The 24,847-nt window shown below is 31.7% G+C and carries 24 protein-coding genes and 1 tRNA gene; 12 read left to right on the top strand and 13 right to left on the bottom strand.

Features of this window, described 5'->3' with window-relative positions:
- Positions 1-111: 111 nt before the first annotated feature.
- The 3 genes from N4270_RS03445 (at position 112) to N4270_RS03455 (ending at position 3,641) form a co-directional block, all read left to right on the top strand.
- Positions 112-2,046 carry a M1 family aminopeptidase gene (locus N4270_RS03445; RefSeq protein ID WP_260095409.1) on the top strand — a complete coding sequence of 645 codons (1,935 nt, stop codon included), beginning with the start codon at positions 112-114 and terminating at the stop codon, positions 2,044-2,046.
- Positions 2,047-2,104: 58 nt separating this feature from the next.
- A complete protein-coding gene (gene rseP / locus N4270_RS03450) occupies positions 2,105-3,448 on the top strand; it encodes an RIP metalloprotease RseP (protein WP_260095410.1) in 1,344 nt (447 codons plus the stop codon).
- A gap of 119 nt (positions 3,449-3,567) precedes the next feature.
- A tRNA-Asn gene (locus tag N4270_RS03455) sits at positions 3,568-3,641 on the top strand.
- Here N4270_RS03455 and N4270_RS03460 read toward each other — a convergent pair.
- Positions 3,607-5,160: a recombinase family protein gene (locus N4270_RS03460; RefSeq protein ID WP_260095411.1), complete on the bottom strand. Its 1,554-nt coding sequence runs from the start codon at positions 5,158-5,160 to the stop codon at positions 3,607-3,609. The genes N4270_RS03455 and N4270_RS03460 overlap by 35 nt on opposite strands.
- A 229-nt stretch (positions 5,161-5,389) precedes the next feature.
- Between N4270_RS03460 and N4270_RS03465 the strand changes: the two genes are divergently transcribed.
- Complete coding sequence (locus N4270_RS03465) at positions 5,390-5,779, top strand: helix-turn-helix domain-containing protein (protein WP_260095412.1); 390 nt, start codon at positions 5,390-5,392, stop codon at positions 5,777-5,779.
- Positions 5,780-6,188: 409 nt separating this feature from the next.
- Here N4270_RS03465 and N4270_RS03470 read toward each other — a convergent pair whose 3' ends face one another.
- Positions 6,189-6,434, bottom strand: coding sequence for a hypothetical protein (locus tag N4270_RS03470; RefSeq protein WP_260095413.1), 246 nt, complete (start codon positions 6,432-6,434; stop codon positions 6,189-6,191).
- 377 nt (positions 6,435-6,811) lie between these two features.
- Here N4270_RS03470 and N4270_RS03475 point away from each other — a divergent pair, with 377 nt between their 5' ends.
- From N4270_RS03475 to N4270_RS03485, 3 genes are all read left to right on the top strand, one after another.
- Positions 6,812-9,004 carry a KAP family NTPase gene (locus tag N4270_RS03475; RefSeq protein WP_260095414.1) on the top strand — a complete coding sequence of 731 codons (2,193 nt, stop codon included), beginning with the start codon at positions 6,812-6,814 and terminating at the stop codon, positions 9,002-9,004.
- 559 nt (positions 9,005-9,563) lie between these two features.
- Positions 9,564-9,803: a hypothetical protein gene (locus tag N4270_RS03480; protein ID WP_260095415.1), complete on the top strand. Its 240-nt coding sequence runs from the start codon at positions 9,564-9,566 to the stop codon at positions 9,801-9,803.
- Positions 9,803-10,084 carry a type II toxin-antitoxin system RelE/ParE family toxin gene (locus N4270_RS03485; RefSeq protein WP_260095417.1) on the top strand — a complete coding sequence of 94 codons (282 nt, stop codon included), beginning with the start codon at positions 9,803-9,805 and terminating at the stop codon, positions 10,082-10,084. Before N4270_RS03480 ends, N4270_RS03485 begins: the two co-directional genes overlap by 1 nt.
- A gap of 249 nt (positions 10,085-10,333) precedes the next feature.
- On the opposite strand, the gene N4270_RS03490 is transcribed toward N4270_RS03485, so the two are convergent.
- Positions 10,334-10,876, bottom strand: a complete 543-nt coding sequence (locus tag N4270_RS03490) for a hypothetical protein (protein ID WP_260095418.1) — start codon at positions 10,874-10,876, stop codon at positions 10,334-10,336.
- A 122-nt stretch (positions 10,877-10,998) separates the two neighbouring features.
- On the opposite strand from N4270_RS03490, the gene N4270_RS03495 reads away from it, so the two are divergent.
- Positions 10,999-12,018 (top strand): HNH endonuclease, encoded by a 1,020-nt coding sequence (locus N4270_RS03495; RefSeq protein ID WP_260095419.1) that lies wholly within the window; start codon positions 10,999-11,001, stop codon positions 12,016-12,018.
- Between the two features lie 12 nt (positions 12,019-12,030).
- Here N4270_RS03495 and N4270_RS03500 read toward each other — a convergent pair whose 3' ends face one another.
- The 7 genes from N4270_RS03500 to N4270_RS03530 all read right to left on the bottom strand — a co-directional run bounded on the left by N4270_RS03500 (position 12,031) and on the right by N4270_RS03530 (position 18,364).
- Positions 12,031-13,296: a nucleotide-binding protein gene (locus N4270_RS03500; protein ID WP_260095420.1), complete on the bottom strand. Its 1,266-nt coding sequence runs from the start codon at positions 13,294-13,296 to the stop codon at positions 12,031-12,033.
- 1 nt (position 13,297) lies between these two features.
- Entirely contained in the window at positions 13,298-14,071 is a 774-nt protein-coding gene (locus N4270_RS03505) for a nucleoside deaminase (protein ID WP_260095421.1), read from the bottom strand.
- A 15-nt stretch (positions 14,072-14,086) separates the two neighbouring features.
- Positions 14,087-14,530: a hypothetical protein gene (locus tag N4270_RS03510; RefSeq protein ID WP_260095423.1), complete on the bottom strand. Its 444-nt coding sequence runs from the start codon at positions 14,528-14,530 to the stop codon at positions 14,087-14,089.
- A 580-nt stretch (positions 14,531-15,110) separates the two neighbouring features.
- Complete coding sequence (locus N4270_RS03515; protein ID WP_260095425.1) at positions 15,111-16,172, bottom strand: CBASS cGAMP synthase; 1,062 nt, start codon at positions 16,170-16,172, stop codon at positions 15,111-15,113.
- A gap of 137 nt (positions 16,173-16,309) precedes the next feature.
- Entirely contained in the window at positions 16,310-17,227 is a 918-nt protein-coding gene (locus N4270_RS03520) for a hypothetical protein (protein WP_260095426.1), read from the bottom strand.
- Positions 17,228-17,290: 63 nt separating this feature from the next.
- Positions 17,291-17,749, bottom strand: a complete 459-nt coding sequence (locus N4270_RS03525) for a hypothetical protein (protein WP_260095427.1) — start codon at positions 17,747-17,749, stop codon at positions 17,291-17,293.
- 135 nt (positions 17,750-17,884) lie between these two features.
- On the bottom strand, positions 17,885-18,364 hold the full coding sequence (locus N4270_RS03530; protein WP_260095430.1) for a hypothetical protein: 480 nt from the start codon (positions 18,362-18,364) through the stop codon (positions 17,885-17,887).
- Between the two features lie 261 nt (positions 18,365-18,625).
- Between N4270_RS03530 and N4270_RS03535 the strand changes: the two genes are divergently transcribed.
- Positions 18,626-19,021, top strand: coding sequence for a helix-turn-helix domain-containing protein (locus N4270_RS03535; RefSeq protein ID WP_260095432.1), 396 nt, complete (start codon positions 18,626-18,628; stop codon positions 19,019-19,021).
- A gap of 408 nt (positions 19,022-19,429) precedes the next feature.
- Here the strand turns inward: N4270_RS03535 and N4270_RS03540 are convergent, their stop codons facing one another.
- Positions 19,430-21,742 (bottom strand): T9SS type A sorting domain-containing protein, encoded by a 2,313-nt coding sequence (locus N4270_RS03540; RefSeq protein WP_260095434.1) that lies wholly within the window; start codon positions 21,740-21,742, stop codon positions 19,430-19,432.
- A gap of 176 nt (positions 21,743-21,918) precedes the next feature.
- On the opposite strand from N4270_RS03540, the gene N4270_RS03545 reads away from it, so the two are divergent.
- Together N4270_RS03545 and N4270_RS03550 are read left to right on the top strand one after the other, a co-directional pair.
- The gene (locus N4270_RS03545) at positions 21,919-22,809 is read left to right on the top strand and encodes a hypothetical protein (protein WP_260095435.1); all 891 of its coding nucleotides are present in this window, start codon (positions 21,919-21,921) and stop codon (positions 22,807-22,809) included.
- A 2-nt stretch (positions 22,810-22,811) separates the two neighbouring features.
- The gene (locus N4270_RS03550) at positions 22,812-23,162 is read left to right on the top strand and encodes a hypothetical protein (protein WP_260095436.1); all 351 of its coding nucleotides are present in this window, start codon (positions 22,812-22,814) and stop codon (positions 23,160-23,162) included.
- A 17-nt stretch (positions 23,163-23,179) separates the two neighbouring features.
- Here the strand turns inward: N4270_RS03550 and N4270_RS03555 are convergent, their stop codons facing one another.
- Positions 23,180-23,413 (bottom strand): helix-turn-helix domain-containing protein, encoded by a 234-nt coding sequence (locus tag N4270_RS03555; protein ID WP_260095438.1) that lies wholly within the window; start codon positions 23,411-23,413, stop codon positions 23,180-23,182.
- Between the two features lie 114 nt (positions 23,414-23,527).
- Between N4270_RS03555 and N4270_RS03560 the strand changes: the two genes are divergently transcribed.
- The gene (locus N4270_RS03560) at positions 23,528-24,064 is read left to right on the top strand and encodes a hypothetical protein (RefSeq protein WP_260095440.1); all 537 of its coding nucleotides are present in this window, start codon (positions 23,528-23,530) and stop codon (positions 24,062-24,064) included.
- Between the two features lie 239 nt (positions 24,065-24,303).
- On the opposite strand, the gene N4270_RS03565 is transcribed toward N4270_RS03560, so the two are convergent.
- Positions 24,304-24,804, bottom strand: coding sequence for a DUF4240 domain-containing protein (locus N4270_RS03565; protein WP_260095442.1), 501 nt, complete (start codon positions 24,802-24,804; stop codon positions 24,304-24,306).
- Between the last annotated feature and the right edge of the window lie 43 nt (positions 24,805-24,847).

Here is a 24,847-nt window from a genome sequence, read left to right on the forward strand (position 1 = left end):
AGGCTTTATATCGTGTAGAATTGTAAGTTTAGACTGCAAAAATACGACACAATAGCAACAAAATGACTACTTTTAACATGCTATAGTGTTAAAAAAGAAAAAATGACCATCATGAAATTACGACTACTCCTCCTATTGGGACTGTTTAGCACAGTGTCATTTTCGCAAGATTATAATGAAACATTAAACACTATTAGAGTGGCTGAGGCAAAATCTGCATTAAACCGAATGATGCATCGAGCCAATCTTAATACAGGTAACTACGATTTAAAATACCACAGGTTAGAATTGAATGTAGACCCATCGGTTGCTTTTATTTCTGGAGCAATAACCTCCTATTTTGTTGCTAAAAGTGATATGTCTAGCATTACTTTTGATTTGGCATCAAATATGACCGTTACACAAGTCCTACAACGCGGAAACACCTTATCATATACTCATAATTCGGATGAGCTTGTAATCACATTACCAGCCACACAAACTACTGGCGTTTTAGATTCCCTGACGGTTAGTTATTCGGGTAATCCTCAATCTTCTGGATTTGGATCCTTTGAAGTGAATCAACATAATGGTGATCCTGTTTTTTGGACCTTATCAGAGCCTTATGGCGCTAAAGCCTGGTGGCCTTGCAAACAAGATTTAATTGATAAAATTGACTCTGTAGATGTGTTTCTAACAACACCTAGGTTTAATCCCTCTAATGAAGAATACATTTCGGTTTCTAATGGCTTAGAGCAAAGTCAAGTTATCAACGGAAGTAACAAAACCACGCATTTCAAACATCGCTATCCCATTCCAGCTTACCTTATTGCCATAGCAGCTACAAATTATGAAGTGTACTCGCATACGGTATCCAATAATGGAAATCCCTTTGACATCGTCAACTACGTGTATCCCGAAGATTTAGCTGCAGCACAATCTAGCACCGCAGTTACGGTAGATATAATGAATGTGTTTTCTAATTTATTCGAAGAATATCCTTTTGCAAATGAAAAATACGGTCATGCACAATTTGGCTGGGGAGGCGGCATGGAACATACAACGGTTTCGTTTATGGGGAATTTTAGCCGCAACCTTATAGCACATGAACTGGCTCATCAATGGTTTGGAAATAAAATTACCTGCGGAAGCTGGAAAGACATCTGGCTTAATGAAGGTTTTGCTACGTATCTCTCTGGACTGGTTTACGAAAATTTAGATGGTACTAATGTGTTTTCTGTTTGGAAACAACAACGTATAGACATTATTACTTCTGAACCTGATGGCGCTGTATATTTAAGTGATGTAGATACGACAAGTGTGAGCAGAATATTTAATGGCAGACTCAGCTATACAAAAGGTGCAATGGTCTTACATATGCTTCGAAAAAAACTTGGAGATGCTCCTTTTTTTCAAGCCTTACAAGATTATCTTGCTTCGGAAACACTTGCTTTCGACTATGCAAAAACGGAAGATTTTATCGCTATCACTGAAACTTCTTCTGGTGAAGATTTAACCGAATTTTTCAGCGATTGGCTCTATAATGAAGGATATCCGAGTTATACTGTAGAATGGCATCAACCCGCAGCAAACGAAGTTTCTATCACACTCAGCCAAACCCAAAGTCATCCGTCTGTATCGTTTTTTGAAGCACCAGTACCCTTACGTCTTATTGGTACTCTTGGCCAAGAACAAAACATTGTTTTAGACCATACACAAAATCAGGAAAGTTTTCTAGAAACGATAGATTTTACTGTAAATAGTATTGTATTTGATCCTGAATCTGATTTAATTTCAGCAAATAACAATGTGCTTTTAAGCACAGATGAACCAGAATTACACCAACAACTGGTGGTGTATCCTAATCCGACATCCGAAGTTCTTAATGTCGAAAAACCTGAAGGCTTAGAAATTTCAGAAGTAAGAATCTATAATACGCTGGGGCAGTTAGTGAATCAACACGCTTGGAATTCAACAATAGACACCTCGTCTTGGGCTACAGGATTATTTTTTATACAATTTCAAACATCCGATCGGGTGATTACTAAATCGGTGTTAAAAAAATAAGCATAAATCAGGCTAAAACACTACTTTTGTCGCTTAGAATTTTTATGATTTAAGATACATGGAGTTTGTAATAAAGATATCTCAGTTTTTATTGAGTCTTTCACTACTAATCGTATTACACGAATTAGGACATTTTATACCTGCCAAATTATTTAAAACCAAGGTCGAAAAATTTTACCTCTTTTTTGACATTAAATACTCATTATTTAAAAAGAAAATAGGTGAAACGGTCTACGGGATTGGTTGGCTTCCTCTTGGTGGTTATGTGAAAATTGCCGGAATGATAGACGAAAGCATGGATAAAGAGCAAATGTCTCAACCACCGCAACCATGGGAATTTCGCTCAAAACCTGCCTGGCAACGTCTTATTATTATGCTTGGTGGTGTTACGGTTAATTTTATTTTGGCCTATTTTATTTATGTGTTTATTTCGTTTGCTTATGGCGATACTGATATTACTTCCGAAAGTTTAAAAGATGGATATTGGATTGAAAATCCGTTACTCAAAAAGTTAGGTTTTCAAACCGGAGATAAAATTATTAAAATAGACGATGTTAAGGTTCATGCACATTCTGATGTCTTAAAAAATATTGTCAAGACCGAAAAATATACGATTGATAGAAATGGTAAAGAAATTGACATTCAATTACCTGAAGATTTCCTAGGTCAATTATCATCAAGAAAAATACGAGGTGGTCTTTTTAATTTAAGATTTCCATTTATGGTTGGCGAAGTTATAGATACTATGGCTAATAAAACTGTGGACCTTAAAGAAGGTGATATCTTATTAACTGTAAACAACCAAACCGTTAAGTACTACGACCAACTTAGTACTGTTATGTCTAACTATAAAAACCAAACCGTATCCTCTGCTTTTTTAAGAGGAAATGATACCATCACACGCGAATTAAAGGTGAACAAAGATGGACAGGTAGGGATTATTCCTGCTAAGGATTCTGAACGATTTGATGCATTAGGTTATTATGATTTAACATTAAAAGAATACACCTTTTTAGAAAGTTTTGGAGGTGGTAAGGATAAATTTGTTGAAACTGTATTTAGTTACTGGGATCAATTAGGAAAAATCTTCACGCCAAGCACTGGAGCGTATAAAGGTGTTGGAGGATTTAAAGCGATTTTCGATATATTTTCAGACACTTGGGTATGGGAAGATTTTTGGAGAATTACAGCCTTTTTATCGATCATGTTAGGTGTCCTTAATTTGTTGCCAATTCCTGCATTAGATGGTGGTCACGTTATGTTTTTATTATTTGAAATGGTTTCTGGACGTAAACCAAGTGAGAAATTTTTAGAGCGTGCTCAATTAGTTGGATTTATCATATTAATTGCCTTAGTCCTTTTCGCAAACGGAAACGATATCTTCAAGGCTTTTTCCAGTTAAATGAACGACCGAATGTCGATTCTAATTTTAAATTTTAAAAAAAATTAAATAAATTTTAAAAGACGTTTTGACAAACTTAAAAAATAGTATATATTTGCGCTCGCTAAAGCGATAAACACTCCTCCTTAGCTCAGTTGGTTAGAGCATCTGACTGTTAATCAGAGGGTCCTTGGTTCGAGCCCAAGAGGAGGAGCTTTCTTAGACTTCCCGTCATTTTTGACGGGATTTTTTATTTCTAATCTCTTGAAAACCTTATTTTTATTAAGGATGAGCGCAATGAAAGAATCTAATTTTACGGTTCGATACTTATTTTTAAAATAAATCAGTTTTTCAGGAAATATCGAACCGGTAATCTTTTTTTTGATGTTCGCTGGTGATGATTTGTAGAGTTTGTCAATACCATGCATGAATGATATTCCTAGTTTCAAATACTCCTCTAGATTCTTACTCAGACTTTCTATTCTAGCTTTTTCTGCCTTAAGGTCATTAAGCTTTTTTTGAGTCTTCCCTTTCATGCTGTTGTACGTTCCAACATCGATAAGATCATCAAAAAACTTATCCTCAATAGATTCCATTCGGTTACTTAATTTTTTGAGATCCAACCCAATCTGTCTAATACGTAAATCTCTTGATTTTTGTTCACCACTAAATGTCTCCTCTAGTATTTCTTTGTAGAGCTCCAACACATCTTGTTTTATTACAAGCTCACTCAATAAGTCTTCATAAAGTTTATTGACCTCATCAGCTTTATACCTTTCTTTACATTTCGGCTGACAATGATAATAAAAGTGTCTTTTACCATTTCTACCTTTAGATGCACTTCCTGTTAATGACCTTCCACAGTTTTTGCATAACAAATGTCCTCGTAGTGGTAACTTTTCATCAATCTCTGAAAACTTATGAATCTTAGCTTTATGCTTTCCTGATATTATACGTTGAACAGTGTCGAATGTATCTTCATCAATAATAGCTGGATGTAAACCATTAACAATGACCTCATCGTCCTTCTTCCATTCCTTTATCAATATCTTGCCACAATAGACTGGATTCTTAAGCATATTGAGCATACTCTGCTTGGTAATCTTTAAGCCTTTATCGTAATACTTTTTCCTAACTTCTTCAGCTGACAAAACACCCTTGGAATAATCTATAAACGCTTTTCTAATAACATCAGATACTCTATTATTAAAAGTTAAAGTTGCCTTTCCGTTTTCATTTCGATAGTTTTTATAACCATAAGGTGCCATTCCAACAAAACATCCTTCTTTCATGGCTCTTCGTAACCCTTCCTTGGTTCTTATGCTATTCTTATCATTTTCAACTTCTGGAATTACCAAATAGACAGCTAACATAACCTTAGAATCTGGTTGTGATAAATCCAAGGGTTGCTCGATAGCATTAACCTCAATACCTAGATTTTTGAATTCTCGAATAACTCTATACGCTTCCTCTTGATTTCTACTAAATCTATCCCATCTTGTGAATAATAGACAATCAATCGTTTTTCTATTTGCTTTGATGTAAGATGTTAGTTCTTTGAAGGCTGGTCTATCAAAGTTTTTAGCTGAATAATCTTCCTTGAAATGGCGAAGTATATTTATATTTTTATGTTGACAATAAAATTCCAGCACACTCTTTTGATGAGGTAAACTAAAACCTTTGTTGGCCTGCTCATCAGTTGAAACTCTGGTATATATTATTGCGTTTGGCATTTAGCAGATATTAAATAGCGTTCATACTCTATAATGGCAAAAAAGAGTAACTTAGACTTTAGAGTCCTTTCAACTCCAGGAGCTTTATTGGAGTTAGCAACTATATTTTTTGATTTTAGCAGCATAATATATTCAAATATATGCCTTAAAACACACAAAAACAAACAAAATATGTTTTATTAAGCGTTTATACGTAAATATTTATTAAGTTTGATTAAAACAAAGTGAAATGAGTCCAATTCAACAGTTACTCTCAGATAATTTAAAGGCTATACGAAGAGAGAAAAAGATTAGTCAGCAATATATAGCTGATCGAAGTGATATGTTGGCTTCTACATATAATAGGATTGAAAATATGAAGGTCTCCCCTTCTATTGAAACCATTGAAAGGATTGCAAATGCAATTGATATCCCTATTGCTGAACTCTTACAATCTCGTCAAGTCTCAGATAAGTCAATTCTTCAAAAATTGGAAATAATAAATAATCTTTCTGAATATAATAAAAGTGTTGTTGAAATTCTTTTGGATTCAATTATTGAAAAGGACATGCTTGAAAAGGCTCAGAAGGCTAAAATGAAAAAACGATTGGCTGATTTAGATAAAGCTCGTAAAAAATAAGCTAAGTTTAAATTCTTAGAGTTACTACATTGCTTAAAAAAAGAGCTATACCTTACTTTTTTATTTTTTTACACCTACAATAGTGTGGTACAAGTATTATTTTAAAGAACGTTTTATTGTATTCAAATTTAAGTAATCGATTAACATTAAAAAAAAATTAAAATCTACATCAGACCAACTAAAAGATTTAATTGGTTTAATTGGTCTAATCTCTTTTACTCCTTTTATAGGCTTTATAGATTTTAATGGCTTTAACGGTCCTCCACTTGCATTTTAATTAAAATTAAAACAATAAAATAAATGAGCCCATCTAATAAAAGTACTCATTAATTATTTACGGATTTCCGCAGTACTGATAATTATTTATAATAGGGAGATACTGTAAATGTACATTTTTTATCACCGATTATCAAGGAGATTTTCCTTTTTTACTTTTCAAATATTTCTTTAGTTTTTTTCCTCCAAAAAATCCAGCCAAAATCATTGATAATGGAAAACTTATTGGATATAGTATTTTCTCGAAGAAGTCTCCAATAACTTCAACTCTAGTGATTGGAACAAAGCAAAAGACAACTACCAGAGCAAATACAAAAATCAATGATGCTTTAAAATTTGATACATTTTTCATAATTATATTATTATTTATTTCTCCCATAGGGTTTCAACATCTTAAAAGGACGCTTTTCTATTTCACTCCTATTAAGACATGATTTTTCAAGCTACAAAATTTGGTCCCTTACTAAAAGGACACTCCTTTTTGACAACTAAGAAAGCAAGGTAATTACTAGCTTTAACATAAAATAGGACACTAAAAAACACAAGTTAAATCAAGCATTTAGATATTACTGTGACATGGTTTGCACTTGTTTTTAGTAAATGAAAGAAATTGAAATTCAAAAAGCATTTAGTAACAATAATGAAAAATACTTGTACTTGTAAATTACAGAAGAACAGAAGATTTTTTTTATTTAATCAATCGTCTATAATGAAATAAAAATTATATTAAACCAATAGAAAAAGTTTATAAAAACAATGGAAAACAAAAATATAATTATCAATGATATAGCAATCGGCAAAAAGGAAGAAGATTTATTGAATTACTATCCGTACGCTGAAAAAATACAAAGTGTCATACAAGGTTATGCTAATAATCCAGAGCCTTTGACTATAGGAATATATGGTAAATGGGGGGCTGGTAAAAGTTCGCTTTTAAATCTCATTGAAAGGCATATTGAGATGTTTCACAAGGACAAAGATGACAAGCCATATATAAAATTTCATTACAACCCTTGGATATACCAAACTAAAGAAGAGATGCTTTATGATTTCTTTGAAACACTAACACGAAAATTGGTTTACAGTGGTAATGATACATTAAAGAAAGCTGGAAAATTCATCAAAAAATATAGCAAGTATCTAAAAGCTGTAAAATTATCTGCATCAGTTGGTGTTCCAAAAATATTCAACGCTGGCATTTCGGTTGAACCATACGAGATACTTAAGAGGCTTGGTGAAGATTTAGAAGGTGAAGAAAAAAGCTTAAATGAACTTAAAAAACAAATAGATGATATTCTAAAAGAATCAGATAAAAAGATTATAATTTTTATTGATGACGTTGATAGGTTGGATAAGGACGAAATATTTACATTATTCAAATTAATCAAAATAAATGCAGACTTTAAGAATCTGATTTTCATTATATGTCTTGACCAAGAATATGTCGCTAAGGCTATACATCATAGATATGGAAATGATGAGAAATCTGGCAAAGACTTCTTAGAGAAAATAATAAATATTCCTTTAGAGTTACCATTAATTGAGGAAGCAGATTTAGACCGCTTTGTTAAAGAGAAAATAAAACCGATTCTATCAAGTAAAAAGATTAAAGAGGCGGATTTAAAAGAATTATATGACAGTCTAAGTGGGGGTTACTTCAGTTCTCCTAGAGAAGTTGTACGTGTAATAAATTCCTTTGCATTTTCATTCTATGCGATTGGAGATGAAGTTAATGTACATGATTTATTTTGGATTGAGTATCTGAAGGTTAAGTATATAAAGACTTATAATAGTATTAAAGATTATGCTAGTAGAAGTGGTATAAAAACTAATATGCTTTTTATAGATAAAATAGATTTTAATAGTCCATTCGCAAAAGATAAAAACGAGACAGGTTTCAGAAAAGATTTAATGGATAAGCATAAAGAATCATATCCAATTATTAATTTTTTATTTCCAATGATTAGAACAGGAACCGTTTCAGCATATCAAACTCCAAAAATTAAACCTACAAATGTATTAGATGCAGAATTACGCATTAATCATATGAATCATTTTGAAAAATATTTCTCTTTTCATACAAAAGGTAAAATTTCAGAATTAATGTTTTCAAATTTTAAGGCATTAATAAATTCAGACAAAGATAATGAGGCATTAGAAATTATGCATAGAATGATACAGAATACTGGAGAATGGAAAATAGTGTATCGAATTTCATCCGAAATTGAAGTATTATCTGATGAGCTTCATGATAAGTTTGTTTGGTTTTTAATTAAACATATTAATGAGTTTAAAGGAAGGTCAGACACTAAACCATTCAACATAGAGATTGTTCAAAGTATCGCAAAAAAGCTTGTTGAAAAGCGAGACGAGAAAAAGAAACTTATTATTTCTATACCTGATGAATTAGACTATTTGCAAACCTGCTGGTATTTAGGAGTATTTACCTATGATGGAAATGAAATCGAATACATGGAAGAGATTGAGAAGAAACTGATTGCCAAAGCAAAAACTATTGAAAACCATCCATTTTTTAAAGATAGAAATGTAGCTAAAATGACTATGGATATATGGTCTAGGTTGGAGTTTGATGAGTTTCAAGAATATATATTACAGTATTTGAATTCTGAAGATAACATAGTATCATTTATTAGAAGCTTTACTTATCTGTGGAATGGAACTATTAATGGTGTGTTTAAAGAAGAAAATTATCAGTACATATCAAATGTTCTAGGTCTAGATTGTAATTTAATTTTTGATAAGATAATAAGGGTATTGCCAGAATATCAAGACAACAATGACCCAGACCAAATCGAGATTAATTGGAGTGAATACGATGGTAATTCTAATGCACAAAACATTTTACAATTTATTTATTGGCATTTGAAAAGTAATATAAAAGATGGTATTGACAATGAAGATGATGGTGCTCCGATTTATATAAATTAAGATTATTGTATCACATGATACTTATCCGCAGCCTCTCTATTGACATTTGGGTCGTATTTCTAGTAGTTTTCTGTTGAAGTTATAAAACGATGTCTGGACTTTCTTTGAGCTGTTCTTAAATCATCATTTTGTGTCTAAAGTGCAATTACCGAAGCCACGGAGCGGTTTTACTTTATCATATGTTCATCATAATCATGAACATATTACCTATTGATTAGGAACTTAAAATTTCTAGCATTAATTTAATAATCAATTGTAATGTTGTTAGATCTGTTTTATTTAATTGCTCTATAATCTTCGATAATACATAATATAATTTTGCCATTGATAGTCATGGGGTTTATTTTTTAAAGGGTTTAGCCTTTTATTATTTATGTATTTATTTTACTATGAAATCCTAGAAAGTAAAGTCTTTATAGAAAATTAATTAGCTGGTGTTTGATTTCTATAAAACCAAATCACATCTACCGCCTCAATATTGATAGGTTTTTTACGTTAGAAATCTTAACTTTATACTATATCTATATAAAATGTATATTTGGGTTATACTAGAAATATTATGGGAATATTAGAACTTAGAAAAAAATGGATGAAGTCAATTAAGACTGTTGATGATCGTTTCTTGCTGATGGTAGACGCTCTCTATGAAGGTTACTTTAAAAATGAAGTGGTAGCTTACCACCCAAATGGACAGCCTATGACCCGTCAGGAGTATAAGATGGCCTTAGATACTGCCGAAGCCCAGATTGAAAAAGGAGATTTTATTTCTGCTGATGACTTTGAGCGTGAAGAAGACTAATGGCTGATAAGATCAAAAATGTTGTTTGGACTCGCCAAGCAAGAGAATCTCTCAATGCAATCCTTGACTATCGGTATAGAGATATACCAACGGCACGAAAGATAGTGCGTAAAGATATCATCACCTCTTCAAAAGAAATTGTGTTTGCAGAGCAATTTCAAAAAGATGAGATTTTTCCTGAGTACAGAAGAATAGTGGTTCGGGATTATAAAGTACTTTACAAGATGGACAATAGCACCGCATATATACTGAATGTTGTCTGCACAAAGGCAAAAAAATAAAATTTTTTCAAAAGAGATTTTTTATCGCTGATATTATCAATATGAAAATCTTAAATATCTCCTTCTATTTCACTTTCTATTTACTAACTTAGCCATAAGTTAAGAGAATGAAATTAAAATATAAATATCACTAAAGTGATTTAAAATAACTATTTATGAATTTTAATGACCCAAACGACGACGAATTTGATTTCCCCGATATTCCTGGGAGTGACCCTTCGCCTGACACGACTGAAAACCCTATTGAAATTAGCTAAAAATATAAAAAGCTATTGATAAATAAATAGGAAATAGAACTGTAATAAAATACAAACTCACTTCAAGTTTTATTCGTCTTTGCCTATTTTTATTTAAATTATAATTTATCTTATCTTGGGTGTTTTCTATTTCTCTAATAACATACGACAAATAAATCTCTTCTGATGTTAATTTACTGTTTGTTAGGAACTTTTCTTGTGCCAACTTCGATGGAATTCTTCCTTTCTGCATTATTGAACGTGGAAAAACTAAAGTTGCTAAAAATAATATAAACCCTGAAATAGCGAAAGAAAAATACAAATTCATAACAATTACACTTGAAATAGAATCTGTAGTGATTTTTGTAAAAGTATAACCAACAATAGCCGCAAGAATTGTTGATAGAAGTATAATCAAGGAATAAGCTCTGTTTGTTATTTTATCAGATTCTTTAAGTGTATAATCTAAATAATCTTTACCCTCCTCTAATATAAATTTTGCCGAATCAATTGGAAATGATTTCCATTTGGTTTTTGGAATTTTGAAATTCTTCATATGTAGTAAATTTAATTAAAAAATCATTTTCTTTTACTAACTTGGTTAGAGTCATTACAACTAATCTTCCATTAAAAATTAATGAGAACTAATACTAACATTTATGTAAATAGATAAATTGAATGGGAATATCATTAAAAACACATAAAATTCTTTGGGGAAAATCAGGTAATAAATGCTCATTTCCTGATTGTAAAATAGATTTAGTTATGGATGAGAGTGAAACAGATGACCCTTCTATCATTGGCGAAGAGGCGCATATCGTTGCTCGAAAAAAAAACGGACCAAGAGGTGAATCAGAATTAACTGGAGAACAGCGTGATAGATATAATAATTTGATTTTGCTATGTAGTATTCATCATAAGTTAGTAGATGATCAGAAAAACAAATATACAATTGATATATTAAATCAATATAAGAGAGAACATGAACATTGGGTAAGCCAAAATCTCTCACTTGATAAAATAAAAGAACGTGATGAAATTATCTATGCAGGATATATTGATACAATTATTGAACTTGCGGATGTCAATTCTTGGAAAGCTTGGACATCTTATGTTTTTGGAGGAAGTTCACCCACTATGAATAATAAAACCATAAGAAATCTTCGAAAATTAATAGAATTTATTTTATCGAGAGTTTGGCCAAAAAGATATCCTAAATTAGAAATTGCAATAATTAATTTCAAAAATGTAACTAATGAATTTCTTTCTGTGTTTGATAAATATGTAGAAAGGGACAGATCGTCAAGTAAAGGAAAAGAAGATTTCATGGTTTATACTGAGAAATTTTATAGAATAGGAGATTGGGATACTGAAAGGTATAATGATCTTTTAAATAAGTATAAATATCATTGTTTATTAGTAGAAGATTTACTTTTAGAAATGACACGAGCAATAAATCATATTTTTGATTTAGTTCGCTTACACTTATTTCCAAGTTTTAGAATTAATGAAGGTGTATTATTGATAGAAATTGGTCCTTTCTCAGATTTATCATGGAGAACATATAGAACTGAATATAAACAGGAAGAATTAGAAATTCTCTATCCTGGTCTTAGAAAGTTCATGGACATTAGAGAAAAAAGAGATCAAAGTAGAGGACAAGGTATTAACGAAGATTACTTCCCAAAAACCTATTAATAAAAGATTATACTAAAAATTATCAAATTCCTTCGTCTCCGAATGAAATTCCTCCCAAGTAATAAATTTTATAGTTTTGTTTATAAATTGCCTTAAATTATTATTTGTCTCCTCTTCTAGTTTATGCTTTAAAACTTTCATGAAATTCACTCTCTCTTTTTCCGATAAAAGTTCTATAATATCCTTATTGGAATTAAGCATTTGAATGGCATCCAAAGAAATCGACATAGTAGTAGGAACATCATAAATAATACATTGTTTATTATCTACAGCGGAAAGACGTTTCTTAATATTCATCCCCATGTTCCTTGATTTACCAGGCAGGTTATATCTGTCAGTAGACTTTTTCAAAAATGCTTTAATAATATCTGGATCGGCACCCTGGATTGAAGAAGGCTTAATGATCTTAAATTGAATATCATCGCAAGTAGTTAAATAGGATACAAACTCTTGAATCTGAGGTTTTTTGTCAATCTCTTCTTGAACGGAGGCTGATATATTATTGGATACAACATCAAAAATATTTTCAATTACAATTTTTAAAAAATTCTTGTAATAACCTATTGCTAATGATGTAGAGGGTAGAAAACCAATGTCGTAACCTTTAAAAGTCTTAACTATTCTTTTTTGAATCTTCTCTACTTGTAATTTAAAATCATTATAATCAAATTCCTTTTTTCTTTGCTCTTCACTTTCTATTTCCCTATCTGTGCCTTTATATTGGTATAATTCTAACCTGAACTTATTAGAATTATCGACATCATCGTCAGTTATTTCCTCTGTATCGTTAATGTTTTCTTTAAGGTCAGTAAAAAAGTCTTCAATAAAGTCTTTAGAATTATCATCAAAAAGAATAAAGCTTCGCTTTGCTCCAATACGACCTAAAAAAAGTCCAAATTCGAAAACAACATTATGCCTCGTAGCAAGTGCTTTTTTGTATTTACCCGATTTATCTTTTCTGTACTGACTAACAATTTTGTCATCTGGAGAAAAAATAAAAATAGCAAAATCATATATATCGGTAAAATTCTTTAACTGTTCAGCATTGTTAGCACTGCCGCCACTCGTTTTTGTTAATTGAAAAATCCCTTGGTGCCATGCATCGACCTCAAAAACCTCTTTATCAAAATATGATTGAGCCAGTTCTGAAATCCAAATAGATTCTGATACTGAACCTATGAAAACACTTGGCTTTCCAATTTCATCTATTTTCCCCTTTAGATTTTTGACAGCTTCATCATCTGGCAAATGTGGAAAATCATTATTATCCTCTCCCATCTTATTTAATTTTTGATTTGTAAAACTCTATAGCCTTAATATAAATATTCTCATTTTCCTTAAACTTGACTGAGTAGTTTAGAAAGACCTCTTCTGCTTTTAAGTAAATAAGCCTCGCTTCTTCAGATGCTAAGAATTTCGCTAAAATTTTCTCTTCATCTTCACTTAGAAACTCATGATACTTTTCGTCAAGCTCTGCACAAAAAGAGATATTGGACGCTTGTGAAATCACCTGTCTTGGATAAGGCTCGAAACCTCCTATTGGTGTTGTATCTATAGCTAGTCTTTCAAATGCCTTGCTGTAAGCAACATCTCGTTGACCATAAACAACCCTTTTTACAGCAGTCATGGTCATCATTCCTGCACACATCACACATGGTTCTAAAGTAGTATATATTGAATAATCCTTGAGGTTAAAAATTCTTGTTTCCTCTAAGTAACTAGTTATTGCTCTAACCTCTCCGTGCTGAGTAGCATTATCAGTTGAGTTTATGCAATTAAGTCCATAATGCACTGGGATATTTTCTTTATCTACCAATAACGCCCCAATATTATATCCTCTACGTTCACGTCTTGGAATACTATCAGGCTGCCAATCTGCATAGACTAAACTGTAAATCAATAGAGAATGGATATCATCTACTTCTTGTTGAATATCGCTTACTTTTTTCACTTTGAGAACTGGTTTTATAATTTTATCGGATAATGCCTTTGAGGAATCACACCCCAAATTTAAAAGTAAAAAACAGGCACAGACATAAATAATTCTATTCATAAAAATAACATCTAACTAAAGTATTCCAGCAATTTTCAACCCAATAACCAAAATTAGAACAAGAGCAAAAGGGATGTAGAACCACCGTATTGAACCAGAAAACATTACGCTAAACAATTTTTCTTCAATAAAACCCTCCGTACTCTCAGGGTCTAAATTAAACCTTGTTCTGTCTTTTGCCTTGGGGTCAGCAATTACAACTTCATATAACTTTCTAAAAACCCTCTCTTGCCTTAGATAATAGGAGTCCAGCCACCAAAAAGGAATTAAAACCCCTATCATTATAAGCAAATAATATATACCATTGATATTGCTTAAAATTGAATCTTTGCCAAAAGCTATTAAGGCTGACATTAGAGTCATAGTCCATCCTTTTATTAAAAAGGAATTATTAGCCATTCTCCCTATGACTGACTGTATGAGGTCTAGTTCTTTGTGTAAGCTTAAATCTTCATCCATAAGAACAAATTGTTTTATGTTAATTTATATAAAGATAAGAAATCTCTATATTGAAAAAACGTAAACCTTGTGTATTTAAAATAATTATTAAATATCTACCTCTATAGATTTTATCTTCTCTGATTCATGATTAACATTTTGTAATCTGTGATCTATATGTGGGTGTTCCCACTTACCCGTGATTTCATATAACTCATAATAGACAAACCATTCCAGAGTCCATGGAACAATTGTATTAAATAGATTGTGTTTCTTAAAATTCCAATTAAGATCATCTGCTTCAGAGTGATAAAGGCATAGACTATTGTCCTCAGGAAACATGTGAATTTCCTCATTATATTGAATCTCTGGATCAATTACATAGACTCTTGGAGGTTGAAATCCGTCATAAACTATCCTAAACACGTAAGTAATGGATAGATCAGTTGGCTTAGTTTCTCCAGTACAAATAAGTTTTCCCTTTTTTAATGAACAATCAAGAAAATTATAATGCTTCTTTATTAATCTTTTTTGAGTGTTAAGGGTGTGTGTTTTGAGATTATCAAAATGGTTGTTATTAAACCTGTTTTTATGAAACCTTCTATTGGCCATAATTTGTATGTGGTTTGTGTTTCACACCTTCTGATGAGTTAATTTTACCATCTGAATCCGCATAAGCTGTACCACTCAATATTTTATTAGATACTGATTTTAATTGAGCTTCTTTAGCATCAGTATCCTCATCTTTACCTAGTGGAAACTTGTCTCCAAAATATTTTCTCCAAATTTTGCTGGCTCTGTTTTGATTCGGCTCATCATTAACAGCTTTTTCTGAGTCTTTTACAAAATCATCCAGATTAGATAAAAAATTGTTTTTTCTAGCTTCATCGTAGCTTTCAAAGAGATCATCGTAAGGTGTTGCGGGTACAATACATTCAAACGAGTTTTCTAAACTCTCTTGAATTTTAGCTAAAGTATCTTTTATTGCTACATCATCTCTGTCATTGTACTGAATATTAATAGCAGCCAGAATGCACATCGCCAGGCCACTTGGCATTTTATTTCTTTTATAATCTCCCCAACCTTTAAGATATTTAACAATTCTTACTAATTGACCATTATTATCTTTTTCATTCTTAAACCAGTCAACCACATCCTTTGGATCACACTCTTGCAAATCTTCATTCTTTACTGCTAATTGTGGATGTGACCAATCTTCAGGAAAATAATAAGCGGGGAGATCTATATGGTAATCAGCTTTATATATAACTCGTACGCACTTTTTCCTATGCTCAGGAGTAGTTGTAGTAACATCAGCTACAGCATCCTTTATCCATTGTTGTAATGTCGTACCTGAAACACCAACTTCTCTTTTAAAATAAACTCCATCATCAACATCACACTCATCATCTTTTGTCACTATGGTCGTCTTCATTTTGTAAGAACCTTGAATAAAAAATTCAGGATTATAATCTGGATGATTATCTTTAAAGTGGTTTCTTATTGCATCTCTAACCTTTTCTTTAGAGTCTTTTAGCTTATCATTTTTTGTTTTTGAAATTGTTAAATTTCCATTATAGTCATGGAATAATTTATTGCAGTTTGCCATCTTTAAAGTTTTTACAAGTTGTTCAATGACCATGCCATTGAATAGATATGACATGGTAAAGAAGTTTATCAGTTATTTGTTAAAAGTTTTTATCTTAAACATGTATAATTGTCAGTTAAAAATTAATATTTATAATAATATGACTTATTGACATTCAGATTTTTATAACTTCCAGCAAAGAAATTATAAGCTCAATTTCTTTGCAACTCTATTATCTCCCTTATATCTTTTGCTCCAACTATATTAGGATTCTTACGCAAAATATTATCAATATCCTTAACCACTTCATCAAATATATAATCAGGGTTCGGTTGCTTTTTAATTAATGTAATTGCTTCTATATATGTATCCATTGCATCGGAATCTCTACCAAGCATAATGAGTGCAAGACCTTTATTCGCCTTAACCCAGCCTAATTCGAACTCTGAAATTGATTTATCAGAATACTCGATACATTTATCATATTCACCATTTTCAAATTTTTTCCACCCCAATGCACCGAGCAATTCAGCTTTTTCTTGATTTGCAGACTTCTCTTTAACCGTTGTAGCTTCTGTTATAGCCACAACTTCTATACTTAAATTAATACCATTTAAAGCACTTGGGTTTTTAATACCTAAATACCATGTTCCAGATTTAATATCATCTATTCTAACGACTGCTTGTTTTGTGTTTTCAGCCATACCTTCAGGAAAATGCCTGTACTCACTTTTATCAAGAAATAAATTAAGATTACTACGATCAATCAAATAAACATCTGCCGATGCCTCTCCCTCAGGAACATCAATGGCTGAAATTGTACTTGAAGTTATTCCTGTAGGGTCTGCAAGAATACCTCCAAGTTGAATAGCTAAATTCAAGTTCTTAGTTCCACTTTTACCAGCAGAGGTAGAGAAGCTATAATACCATTGAACTGTATTTGGTGGTAAGTCTATTTTAATATATGTCCGTGATTTACCTCCGAATTGCGATCTAGCACCTCCATTGATATATAAATCTCTACTTTCTACTAGCTGTTTTGTTTCTCTTACAATTTCAACCTCTTGAGCTAGTGTAACTTGAAATAATAAAAGTATAAGCAATTGTATGATAATCTTGTTTTTATTCATTTTTTAAAAAGTTTAGGTTATAGATTTGAGAGCATACTATCGCTTTAAATATTATAATAGTTATTAAATTAAATTATTTGAATTGATATAGTTCCTTATGCTATCTGCTATATCATTTGCTCTGTTAGCAAGCTTGGTAGATTTGTTTGAAGACTCAAATCTTTCCCAATCCAACGAGCCACTAGATTTCAATATTCGAAACGGTATAATTGTATAGCCATTATTGTTGAGAAAATTATAGGTGTCTGAGTAGTTTATCCCAGATGGTTGCTCTGCTAAGACTAAAACTTGTGGAACACTATTTTTGAAATGTTTGCCCAGTTTAACACCAGTTTCTGAGGGAGATGCTGGAAGACAATAACAAATAAATCGTATAGATCTAAAAGATGGGTTTAAAAAAATATGTTGCCATCCTCTTCTCATTTGTTTTAATTTTCGTCCAGTGAACAACATCACAAACTCTTTAATGGTAGAAGTCTTTCCTGAGTTTTGTTCCCCTTCAATTACAATAGCTAATCTCATCTATATAAGTTTAAAAGTTAAATTCATTACAATTCAATAAGCAAAAATACAATGACATTACTTATCTAGTTTACGGCAAACCGTAGAGTTATGAGGGAGTTATTTATAGGAAGAATATTTACAAATATATTACAATTAATTAATTGGATGTAGATTTTCAATCATTTCATGAAGGTTTTCTAAATCATCTTGAAGATAACGTTCAGTGGAAGAAATAAAACGATGTCCAGCCATATACTGAACCTCACGAATGTTATTGGAATTGAGCAAGTAGACGATTACTGAAGCCCTAATTTGCTTCACATCCTTAACCTTATAATTTATACGCTTGAGGCGTTTAAATAGATGTCTTAAGATAATATCAAACCTATCTGAGTTAAGTGGAAATAAGGCGTCTGTGTGGCTTTGTATGGCATCTTGAAGTATTTGCCTGTCCTGTTCTATATATTTAAGCAGTGGCACTAATGCCCTTCTGATAACTGATGTACCAACTTCCAAAAACTCAGCTAGCTTTCGAACCAGTTTCTCAACTGATGTTGAGTTGTAAAGATCGATGTTATGCCTAAGCGCATGAAACTCATCTTCGATTCGGTTGATCTTTAAGGTGACCCTCATTCTATCGAGACCATGAACATTCAATCCACCCAAAACATGTAGCTCTAATACCTCAGTTGTATAAGTGAAATGATTAGGGTTTGATGTGTCAAAAGTATTCATGTCTGATAATAATTGCGCTTTGATATATTTATACACAAATTTATGTTCAAATATATGCTTTATTACACAATAATAAAAATAAATTATTGTGTATTTTGCTATTTCAATTATTTGTCCCTACATTTGGTCGATAATCGACATTTATAAAAATCTTCCATTATGGCTGATATCACCGATACGCAGAAATTACTATCAGAGAATCTAAAGGCTATTCGTAAGGAAAAAGGACTTAATCAGAATGTTGTTGCTGAGCGATCAGGAGTTATTGCATCTACGTACTCTAGGATTGAGACCTGCCAAGTAAGCCCTAATTTGTCTACCTTAGAAAAATTAGCTGAAGCTATGGAAGTTCCCATGGAACGCCTTTTCAAACAAGATACTCATGCTGACAAGACCTTACTTGAGAAATTGGAAATGATTAAGAATATGGAGGAGTATAACCAGCAGATCTTGGAGATTATGATTGATACCGTTTTGGAGAAGGATAAGCTGGAGAGAACTCAAAAAGTTAAAATGAAGAAACGCTTATCTGAGCTTGATAAAATCAAGCATTAAAATTCTGTCTTATCAAAAAAATTATAATATTAAACTAATCAAACTTTACCTTAATTCTATCTGAAATTTGATAATGTTTTAATTGGTTTGGATAATCTAAAGACTCCCTTTCGTTCAGAGAATGTAAATGCATTATGCCATTTAAAGTAGTAACTATAAAAACAGTAAAAACCATTATTACTAAGAGAGCTAATATGTAGACTAATTTCAAATAGAACTTAGCCTTAATTTTCAACAACCCAATTATAAAACCCAAAAAAACAACTAAAGGAATCAATAACAATAGATTAGGAATAACAACTAGGTGCATGTCCCTACCTAAAAAAAGCACTATAAAAAGAATAATTGAGCTATATAATATATATCTCAAAGAGTAAACATGGAAATTCATGTTTTCATTATAACAAATTATTTTTTAATAATCATTCTGGTAAAAATAAACTTTCCATTGATCGAAATTCTGGCAAAATAGATTCCTGGACTAATTTTTTTTAAAGATATTACCTTCTTGTCTTTAACATTTTTCAACAATTTACCAGTAATATCATAAATACTAACCTGATATTTTTGTTCTGAATTTTGATTATCAATATTTATAAATTCACCTGCTGGATTTGGGTATAATACTATATTGTTATCTCGAAAAGGGTTTTCAACACTCAAAACATCTCCGCATGAACTATCAGACAAAATTTCCTCTTCATTTGGATTGTAAGCATTTCCATTTATAATCAACTGACCTGTTATCCCCTCATTTTCAATCAACTTATATAGACCACAAAAGTTAGATAAAGAACTATTGTTCTCGATTATTACATCTCCTCCTACATGAGTTAAGTTTTCGAGACCACTCAAATTTGTCAATTCTGTACTTCTAATCACTAAATTACCGTCAATAGATAGAATTGTTTCCAGACCATCTATATTAAAAAAATTATTATTCTGACTACTAGTTGCTCTATCCTCCTCTGGACATTCTCCTATAAGCAAATTGAGAAAAATGCTTGTGTATTGAGCTTGTGAAAGTAAAATCAGATCTTCTAAAGATAAAACACATTGTGTTATTGTAGATACTATATTTGAATAAGACGTATCTATATCCAAATCTGCTGAGTAATCATCAATGAAATTTTGACATGAATTTATTTGAGAGTCATTTACAAAAGTTTCTCCTATTTCTAATATTTCAATTATCGGGGGGAGTTGAAGGTCTTGTTCATTATCGTAAAACATAGGCCATTCATAAATATTCTTGTATAATGAACAATGAGCATGTGTCGACAACGTTCCTGTGCCACCAACTTTTCCAATTACGTCTCCAACTTGAATTATTTGTCCTTTAGAGAGGCCAGATTTAACATCTTTTAGATGAGCTACCCTAAATGCGATAGTCTTATCAACCAATGATTGAATTACTACCTGTTTCTGATAACCACTTTGGATTGCGTTTTCACACAATTCAGTATCACTATTCCTCTCAATAAAAATCACCTTACCATAAAGTGGTGATCGAATGTCCTTACTGCATCCATTATTACCATTTGGACCAGAGAGATTATAGAACCAATCTTGCGAGTTGATATCCATACATTTATGAAGAGGGCTACTAAGATCCTTAAACCATCCCACACTTGTATCTAAAACTCCTTGAAACGGAAATACTAATTCAGTCGTTCCCATATCTCTGAACCCTTGATTCTGATAATGATTAGATTCATGAACCTGAAACACATCAGATTCTACAACAATCTGGTTTCCGTCGACATTTGTTGTAATTCTAATTATGGTATTTGTTGGTTGTGAAATATTATTTGGAGATATCCAATCAACAAAATTTTTAGAATTGATTTCAGTGGTCGTAATTTCATTATCTAAACCTGCACTCAGCCACGTATTTCCATTATCAATGGAATACTCATAATTCATTTCTAAATTTGTAGATATTGGAATAATATCAAATACAATTTTTATGTTTCTACCAGCAACATAAACATCCTCGCCCTTTGGATATTTCACATCGACTAAGCAGTTAACCAAAGACTCTTCTACTTCATCAATAGAACCACAGCCTCCAGAATTGTTAGATATATTTACTACTCCTGTAACTATTCCAAGAAGTCTATTTATTAAACAACAATCTTCTAAAATATTATTGCAAGCAACTGTCAAACTAGCATTCTCTACACCACTTGAGGGACCACAATCTCCTAAGGCTCCATTAGCAGTTCCAATAGTTTCAATTGAATTAAGCCCATCAAGAGAGGTCAACACACTGTTACTAATTATTTCTAGAAATCCCGTTATCTCTCTTAAGTCTCTTAAGCCTTCGATACTAGATAACTGACTATTGTTTAAAATTTGAAGATTCCCACCTATACTACTTAGCCCCTCAAACCCATCTAAGTTTCCTAATACTTGATTCCCATCAATAATTAAATCATTTCCAATATATGCAACGTTATGTAAGCCATAAAGAGATTCTACAGCGGTATTTTGCCTGATAACAATAGACCCAGAAACAGATTCTAATGTTGATAATTCTGATAAATCTGTAATACCAGTAAAAACAAGAGCTAAATTACCTTCAATACCTTCATAATTTTCTGATGCAAATAAATCTAGCTCTTCTTGTGTTGAAAATACAGCATCGCCTTGATATATATTCTGACAGAACATAACTGAAGATAGTAGAATGAAAATATAAAGGACAATTCTATTCATAACCTAAGGTATTATCTTACATAAATGTACTCTTTTTTTTAACTCAAAACACCTCATTTACAATTTATTATAAAAAATATTTACAGATTCACTACCGCTCTGAGAACAACTAAGTAAAGAGTTTTATTTATTAAAAACAACAATTAGTTTCATTGATATTTACTACTTTTAATCTAATGAAAGACAAGTACTCATATTTTCTACCAAATAAAAAGTCATTAAATTTATCTAAAGAACTTGCTGATAAGTTGAATATCCCTTTTAACAACGATGAAGTAAAAAAGCTATCCTCAAATTTACACAGTATTTATTTTAATGAAATTGCCGATAAAATTAATCTAGATAGCAAGACAGTCAATTTCTTCTCTGCATCTACAAGGCATATAAGAGCCTTTGCAAGTAATGATGGCAAAAAAAATAATACTATTTTTTTTGATGAACAATTTGATTTTTGGCTCATGGACATGTGTTTTTTAAATTCCATATTTACTTTTGAAGAAATAAAATCACAGAAAAGATATGAGACGCTTTTAAAAATATATTCAACCGTATTTAAGTGTTTTTATAGCCCATACTTACACGAGAGAATAAGAGATAATATTAAACCTCTATTGTTTACTTATCCTGAATGTACAAAGTTTGCACACAGTATCTCTAAAGCAATGATTGCGTTTATAATATGCCATGAAATTGCCCATGTACAACTAGGTCATATAAATCAAGTTGAGAATCCAAACTTAGAATTCGATGCAGACAAACTAGCATTTGAATATTATGATCAGTTATTGAACTCAAAAAATAAAAAAGGATACTTAGTTTTTAATAATAAATTGCTTTGCTTACCAATTATACTCATGAATTATTTTAGCATTCTTGAAAAATTTAGTTATATTAAAAATGGCAATATCCCCTCTCGCAATACACATCCAAATCCAATTTCGCGAGCTGAAAGACTTTGGCTTGAACTTGAAAAAAGACAAAATTCTGAAACCGAATATCTATTAAAAGTTTTATTATTAGGTCTGAAGGATATAATCAAACCCTTAAATTTGCCAAAAACAATATAACTATGACAAATTTTACTGTGACTATAAATTCGGCAGACCACGCTGATACCCGATATTACAAAAAGCTGATTAATGATGCTGCTAATGCATTAAATCTTAACATACAAACTCATGAAGCTTCAAAACAAGGCAATAAAAACTTTATAGAGGGCTTAGAGGTTCTCGGCTTTTTTCTCTCTGGAGCAGTAGGAATAACGATGAACGAAATATTTCAGTTTGCAGTAAAAAGAATTAAAAAGAAAACGGCTAAAAAAAATCTTGTCATAAAAGAAACAACAAGAGAAATTGAAATCATAGATATTGAAAGTGGAACTAAATTAATTATAAGAGAAGTCGTAAAGGAAATTAATTAATATACTGAACTTCTAAATTAGACACAATCATTATAATCGAACATATCGGAAATCTTAATCTCCAAGCCTTGAGCAATTTTTCGTAATGTTTTCAGAGTAGGATTATAGCCTCTCTCTATCCGCTGAATTGCTGACTTCTCCATATCAGCTTTTGCTCCAAGTTCAGATTGAGATAAACCTCTATCCTTTCTTAGTGATCTAATTCTTTTACCGAATTGCTTCAAATATTCCTTATCGTTTAGCTCCTCCATTGATTTAACGTGTTTTGGAATATATTCTTATTCATAATAATTAAAGGCAACGTATACGTTGCCTTTAAGATATTTTTTATATGTTTGTCCGTACTAATCTCAAAATCAGACAATATGAAAAAACTACTATTTGCCTTTGCCATTGTCCTATTAACATATAGTTGCTCTTCACAGAGTAAACTGGACAATGCTACAGCACTTAAAATCCTTCAGAAAGACTTTAAACAGTCTTGTAAGAATGACGCAGATGACTTTATTAGCACCTTCTATGATGGCCCTAATTACTATGCACTTGAATCTTACTTTTATAATTTAGAGAAACAGGGACTTGTCACTACCAAAAAAATTAAAAACAGGAAAAAGGAGGTTATTGGAGTTAGAATACGTTATACCAAAAAAGCTGAAGCAGAGTATGAAGCAGGTCCAGGATATAGTTCCTTTAGTGTAGCTATGACTAAGTTTATCCCAAAGGAAATTATTGGTATTTCATACCAAGAGGATGGTAATAAAGCTATCGTACAATTCAAGGGAGATTGGGTACATACACCTTTCTATAACTTACAGATAGGTAAGACTAGATGCAACGAAGAAACAGGCACATCCGTTAGAGCAAGTTTTATTCGTTTTGATACAGGATGGCAGTTACAATAACTATGTCCTTTATTAAAAAAAATGTCCTAAGTCGTAGTGCGTTACTTTTAGGACATTTTTTAATTCACGCTAACCCAAGTCAAAATCTTTTGGGACAGCATGAGCAAGATTGCTTTTGAACTGTTCAGTCTTCAAAAGCGATCTTGGCAAAGGGATTCCCTATTTGCATTTACCCTTCTATAAAAGAAAACAGGAACTGTAATAGTTCCTGTCTTGTTTTTAATCCTAAAAATTTGTCCTTAAAGTTCTCGACTTTTTTCACTATCGTGATCCTTGCCCTTATTTAACTCTGAGAGTCGCTGTGCATTTTTTAATGCCGAGACCCAATCAGCATCATAACCTTTCTTCTCGTGAAATACATTCGGAGCTATAAGACTAAAGCCTTCATAGTAACAATATCTTAGCTTTACAGGTTCTTCCTTTAAAAGTGTTTTTATAAACTCAGGGTTATTTTTCACATTATTGTAGAACGTCTTTCCTGAGGCAACGATCCCATTACAAAAACGATTAAAGACTTCCCTTGATGGATAGTAACCTAGTTCTTGTGCTGTCTTTATAACCTCAAAGCTATCCAATGTTCGTCTTAGCTCCAAAAGTCGCAACTGAAAGCCAGCAATGTCCTTTACTTGTTCTTTGACTAGCTCTTTGGCTAGAAACTCATCATAAGCCATATCATCTTCCAGTGTACTATGCTCCAATGTGGTCTGAATGATATCCCAAAATTGTTGTTCTTTCATCATGGCGGTTTGTGTTTAAATTGTATCATAGGACAGATGAATGCTT

The organism is Psychroserpens sp. SPM9, from assembly GCF_025153525.1.
GTDB lineage: Bacteria > Bacteroidota > Bacteroidia > Flavobacteriales > Flavobacteriaceae > Psychroserpens.

Excerpts from the sequence above, each read along its gene's own strand:
- N4270_RS03445 (WP_260095409.1), top strand. The coding sequence starts at position 112 with ATGAAATTACGACTACTCCTCCTATTGGGACTGTTTAGCACAGTGTCA.
- rseP (WP_260095410.1), top strand. The coding sequence starts at position 2,105 with ATGGAGTTTGTAATAAAGATATCTCAGTTTTTATTGAGTCTTTCACTA.
- N4270_RS03460 (WP_260095411.1), bottom strand. The coding sequence starts at position 5,160 with ATGCCAAACGCAATAATATATACCAGAGTTTCAACTGATGAGCAGGCC.
- N4270_RS03465 (WP_260095412.1), top strand. The coding sequence starts at position 5,390 with ATGAGTCCAATTCAACAGTTACTCTCAGATAATTTAAAGGCTATACGA.
- N4270_RS03470 (WP_260095413.1), bottom strand. The coding sequence starts at position 6,434 with ATGGGAGAAATAAATAATAATATAATTATGAAAAATGTATCAAATTTT.
- N4270_RS03475 (WP_260095414.1), top strand. The coding sequence starts at position 6,812 with ATGGAAAACAAAAATATAATTATCAATGATATAGCAATCGGCAAAAAG.
- N4270_RS03480 (WP_260095415.1), top strand. The coding sequence starts at position 9,564 with ATGGGAATATTAGAACTTAGAAAAAAATGGATGAAGTCAATTAAGACT.
- N4270_RS03485 (WP_260095417.1), top strand. The coding sequence starts at position 9,803 with ATGGCTGATAAGATCAAAAATGTTGTTTGGACTCGCCAAGCAAGAGAA.
- N4270_RS03490 (WP_260095418.1), bottom strand. The coding sequence starts at position 10,876 with ATGAAGAATTTCAAAATTCCAAAAACCAAATGGAAATCATTTCCAATT.
- N4270_RS03495 (WP_260095419.1), top strand. The coding sequence starts at position 10,999 with ATGGGAATATCATTAAAAACACATAAAATTCTTTGGGGAAAATCAGGT.
- N4270_RS03500 (WP_260095420.1), bottom strand. The coding sequence starts at position 13,296 with ATGGGAGAGGATAATAATGATTTTCCACATTTGCCAGATGATGAAGCT.
- N4270_RS03505 (WP_260095421.1), bottom strand. The coding sequence starts at position 14,071 with ATGAATAGAATTATTTATGTCTGTGCCTGTTTTTTACTTTTAAATTTG.
- N4270_RS03510 (WP_260095423.1), bottom strand. The coding sequence starts at position 14,530 with ATGGATGAAGATTTAAGCTTACACAAAGAACTAGACCTCATACAGTCA.
- N4270_RS03515 (WP_260095425.1), bottom strand. The coding sequence starts at position 16,172 with ATGTCATATCTATTCAATGGCATGGTCATTGAACAACTTGTAAAAACT.
- N4270_RS03520 (WP_260095426.1), bottom strand. The coding sequence starts at position 17,227 with ATGAATAAAAACAAGATTATCATACAATTGCTTATACTTTTATTATTT.
- N4270_RS03525 (WP_260095427.1), bottom strand. The coding sequence starts at position 17,749 with ATGAGATTAGCTATTGTAATTGAAGGGGAACAAAACTCAGGAAAGACT.
- N4270_RS03530 (WP_260095430.1), bottom strand. The coding sequence starts at position 18,364 with ATGAGGGTCACCTTAAAGATCAACCGAATCGAAGATGAGTTTCATGCG.
- N4270_RS03535 (WP_260095432.1), top strand. The coding sequence starts at position 18,626 with ATGGCTGATATCACCGATACGCAGAAATTACTATCAGAGAATCTAAAG.
- N4270_RS03540 (WP_260095434.1), bottom strand. The coding sequence starts at position 21,742 with ATGAATAGAATTGTCCTTTATATTTTCATTCTACTATCTTCAGTTATG.
- N4270_RS03545 (WP_260095435.1), top strand. The coding sequence starts at position 21,919 with ATGAAAGACAAGTACTCATATTTTCTACCAAATAAAAAGTCATTAAAT.
- N4270_RS03550 (WP_260095436.1), top strand. The coding sequence starts at position 22,812 with ATGACAAATTTTACTGTGACTATAAATTCGGCAGACCACGCTGATACC.
- N4270_RS03555 (WP_260095438.1), bottom strand. The coding sequence starts at position 23,413 with ATGGAGGAGCTAAACGATAAGGAATATTTGAAGCAATTCGGTAAAAGA.
- N4270_RS03560 (WP_260095440.1), top strand. The coding sequence starts at position 23,528 with ATGAAAAAACTACTATTTGCCTTTGCCATTGTCCTATTAACATATAGT.
- N4270_RS03565 (WP_260095442.1), bottom strand. The coding sequence starts at position 24,804 with ATGATGAAAGAACAACAATTTTGGGATATCATTCAGACCACATTGGAG.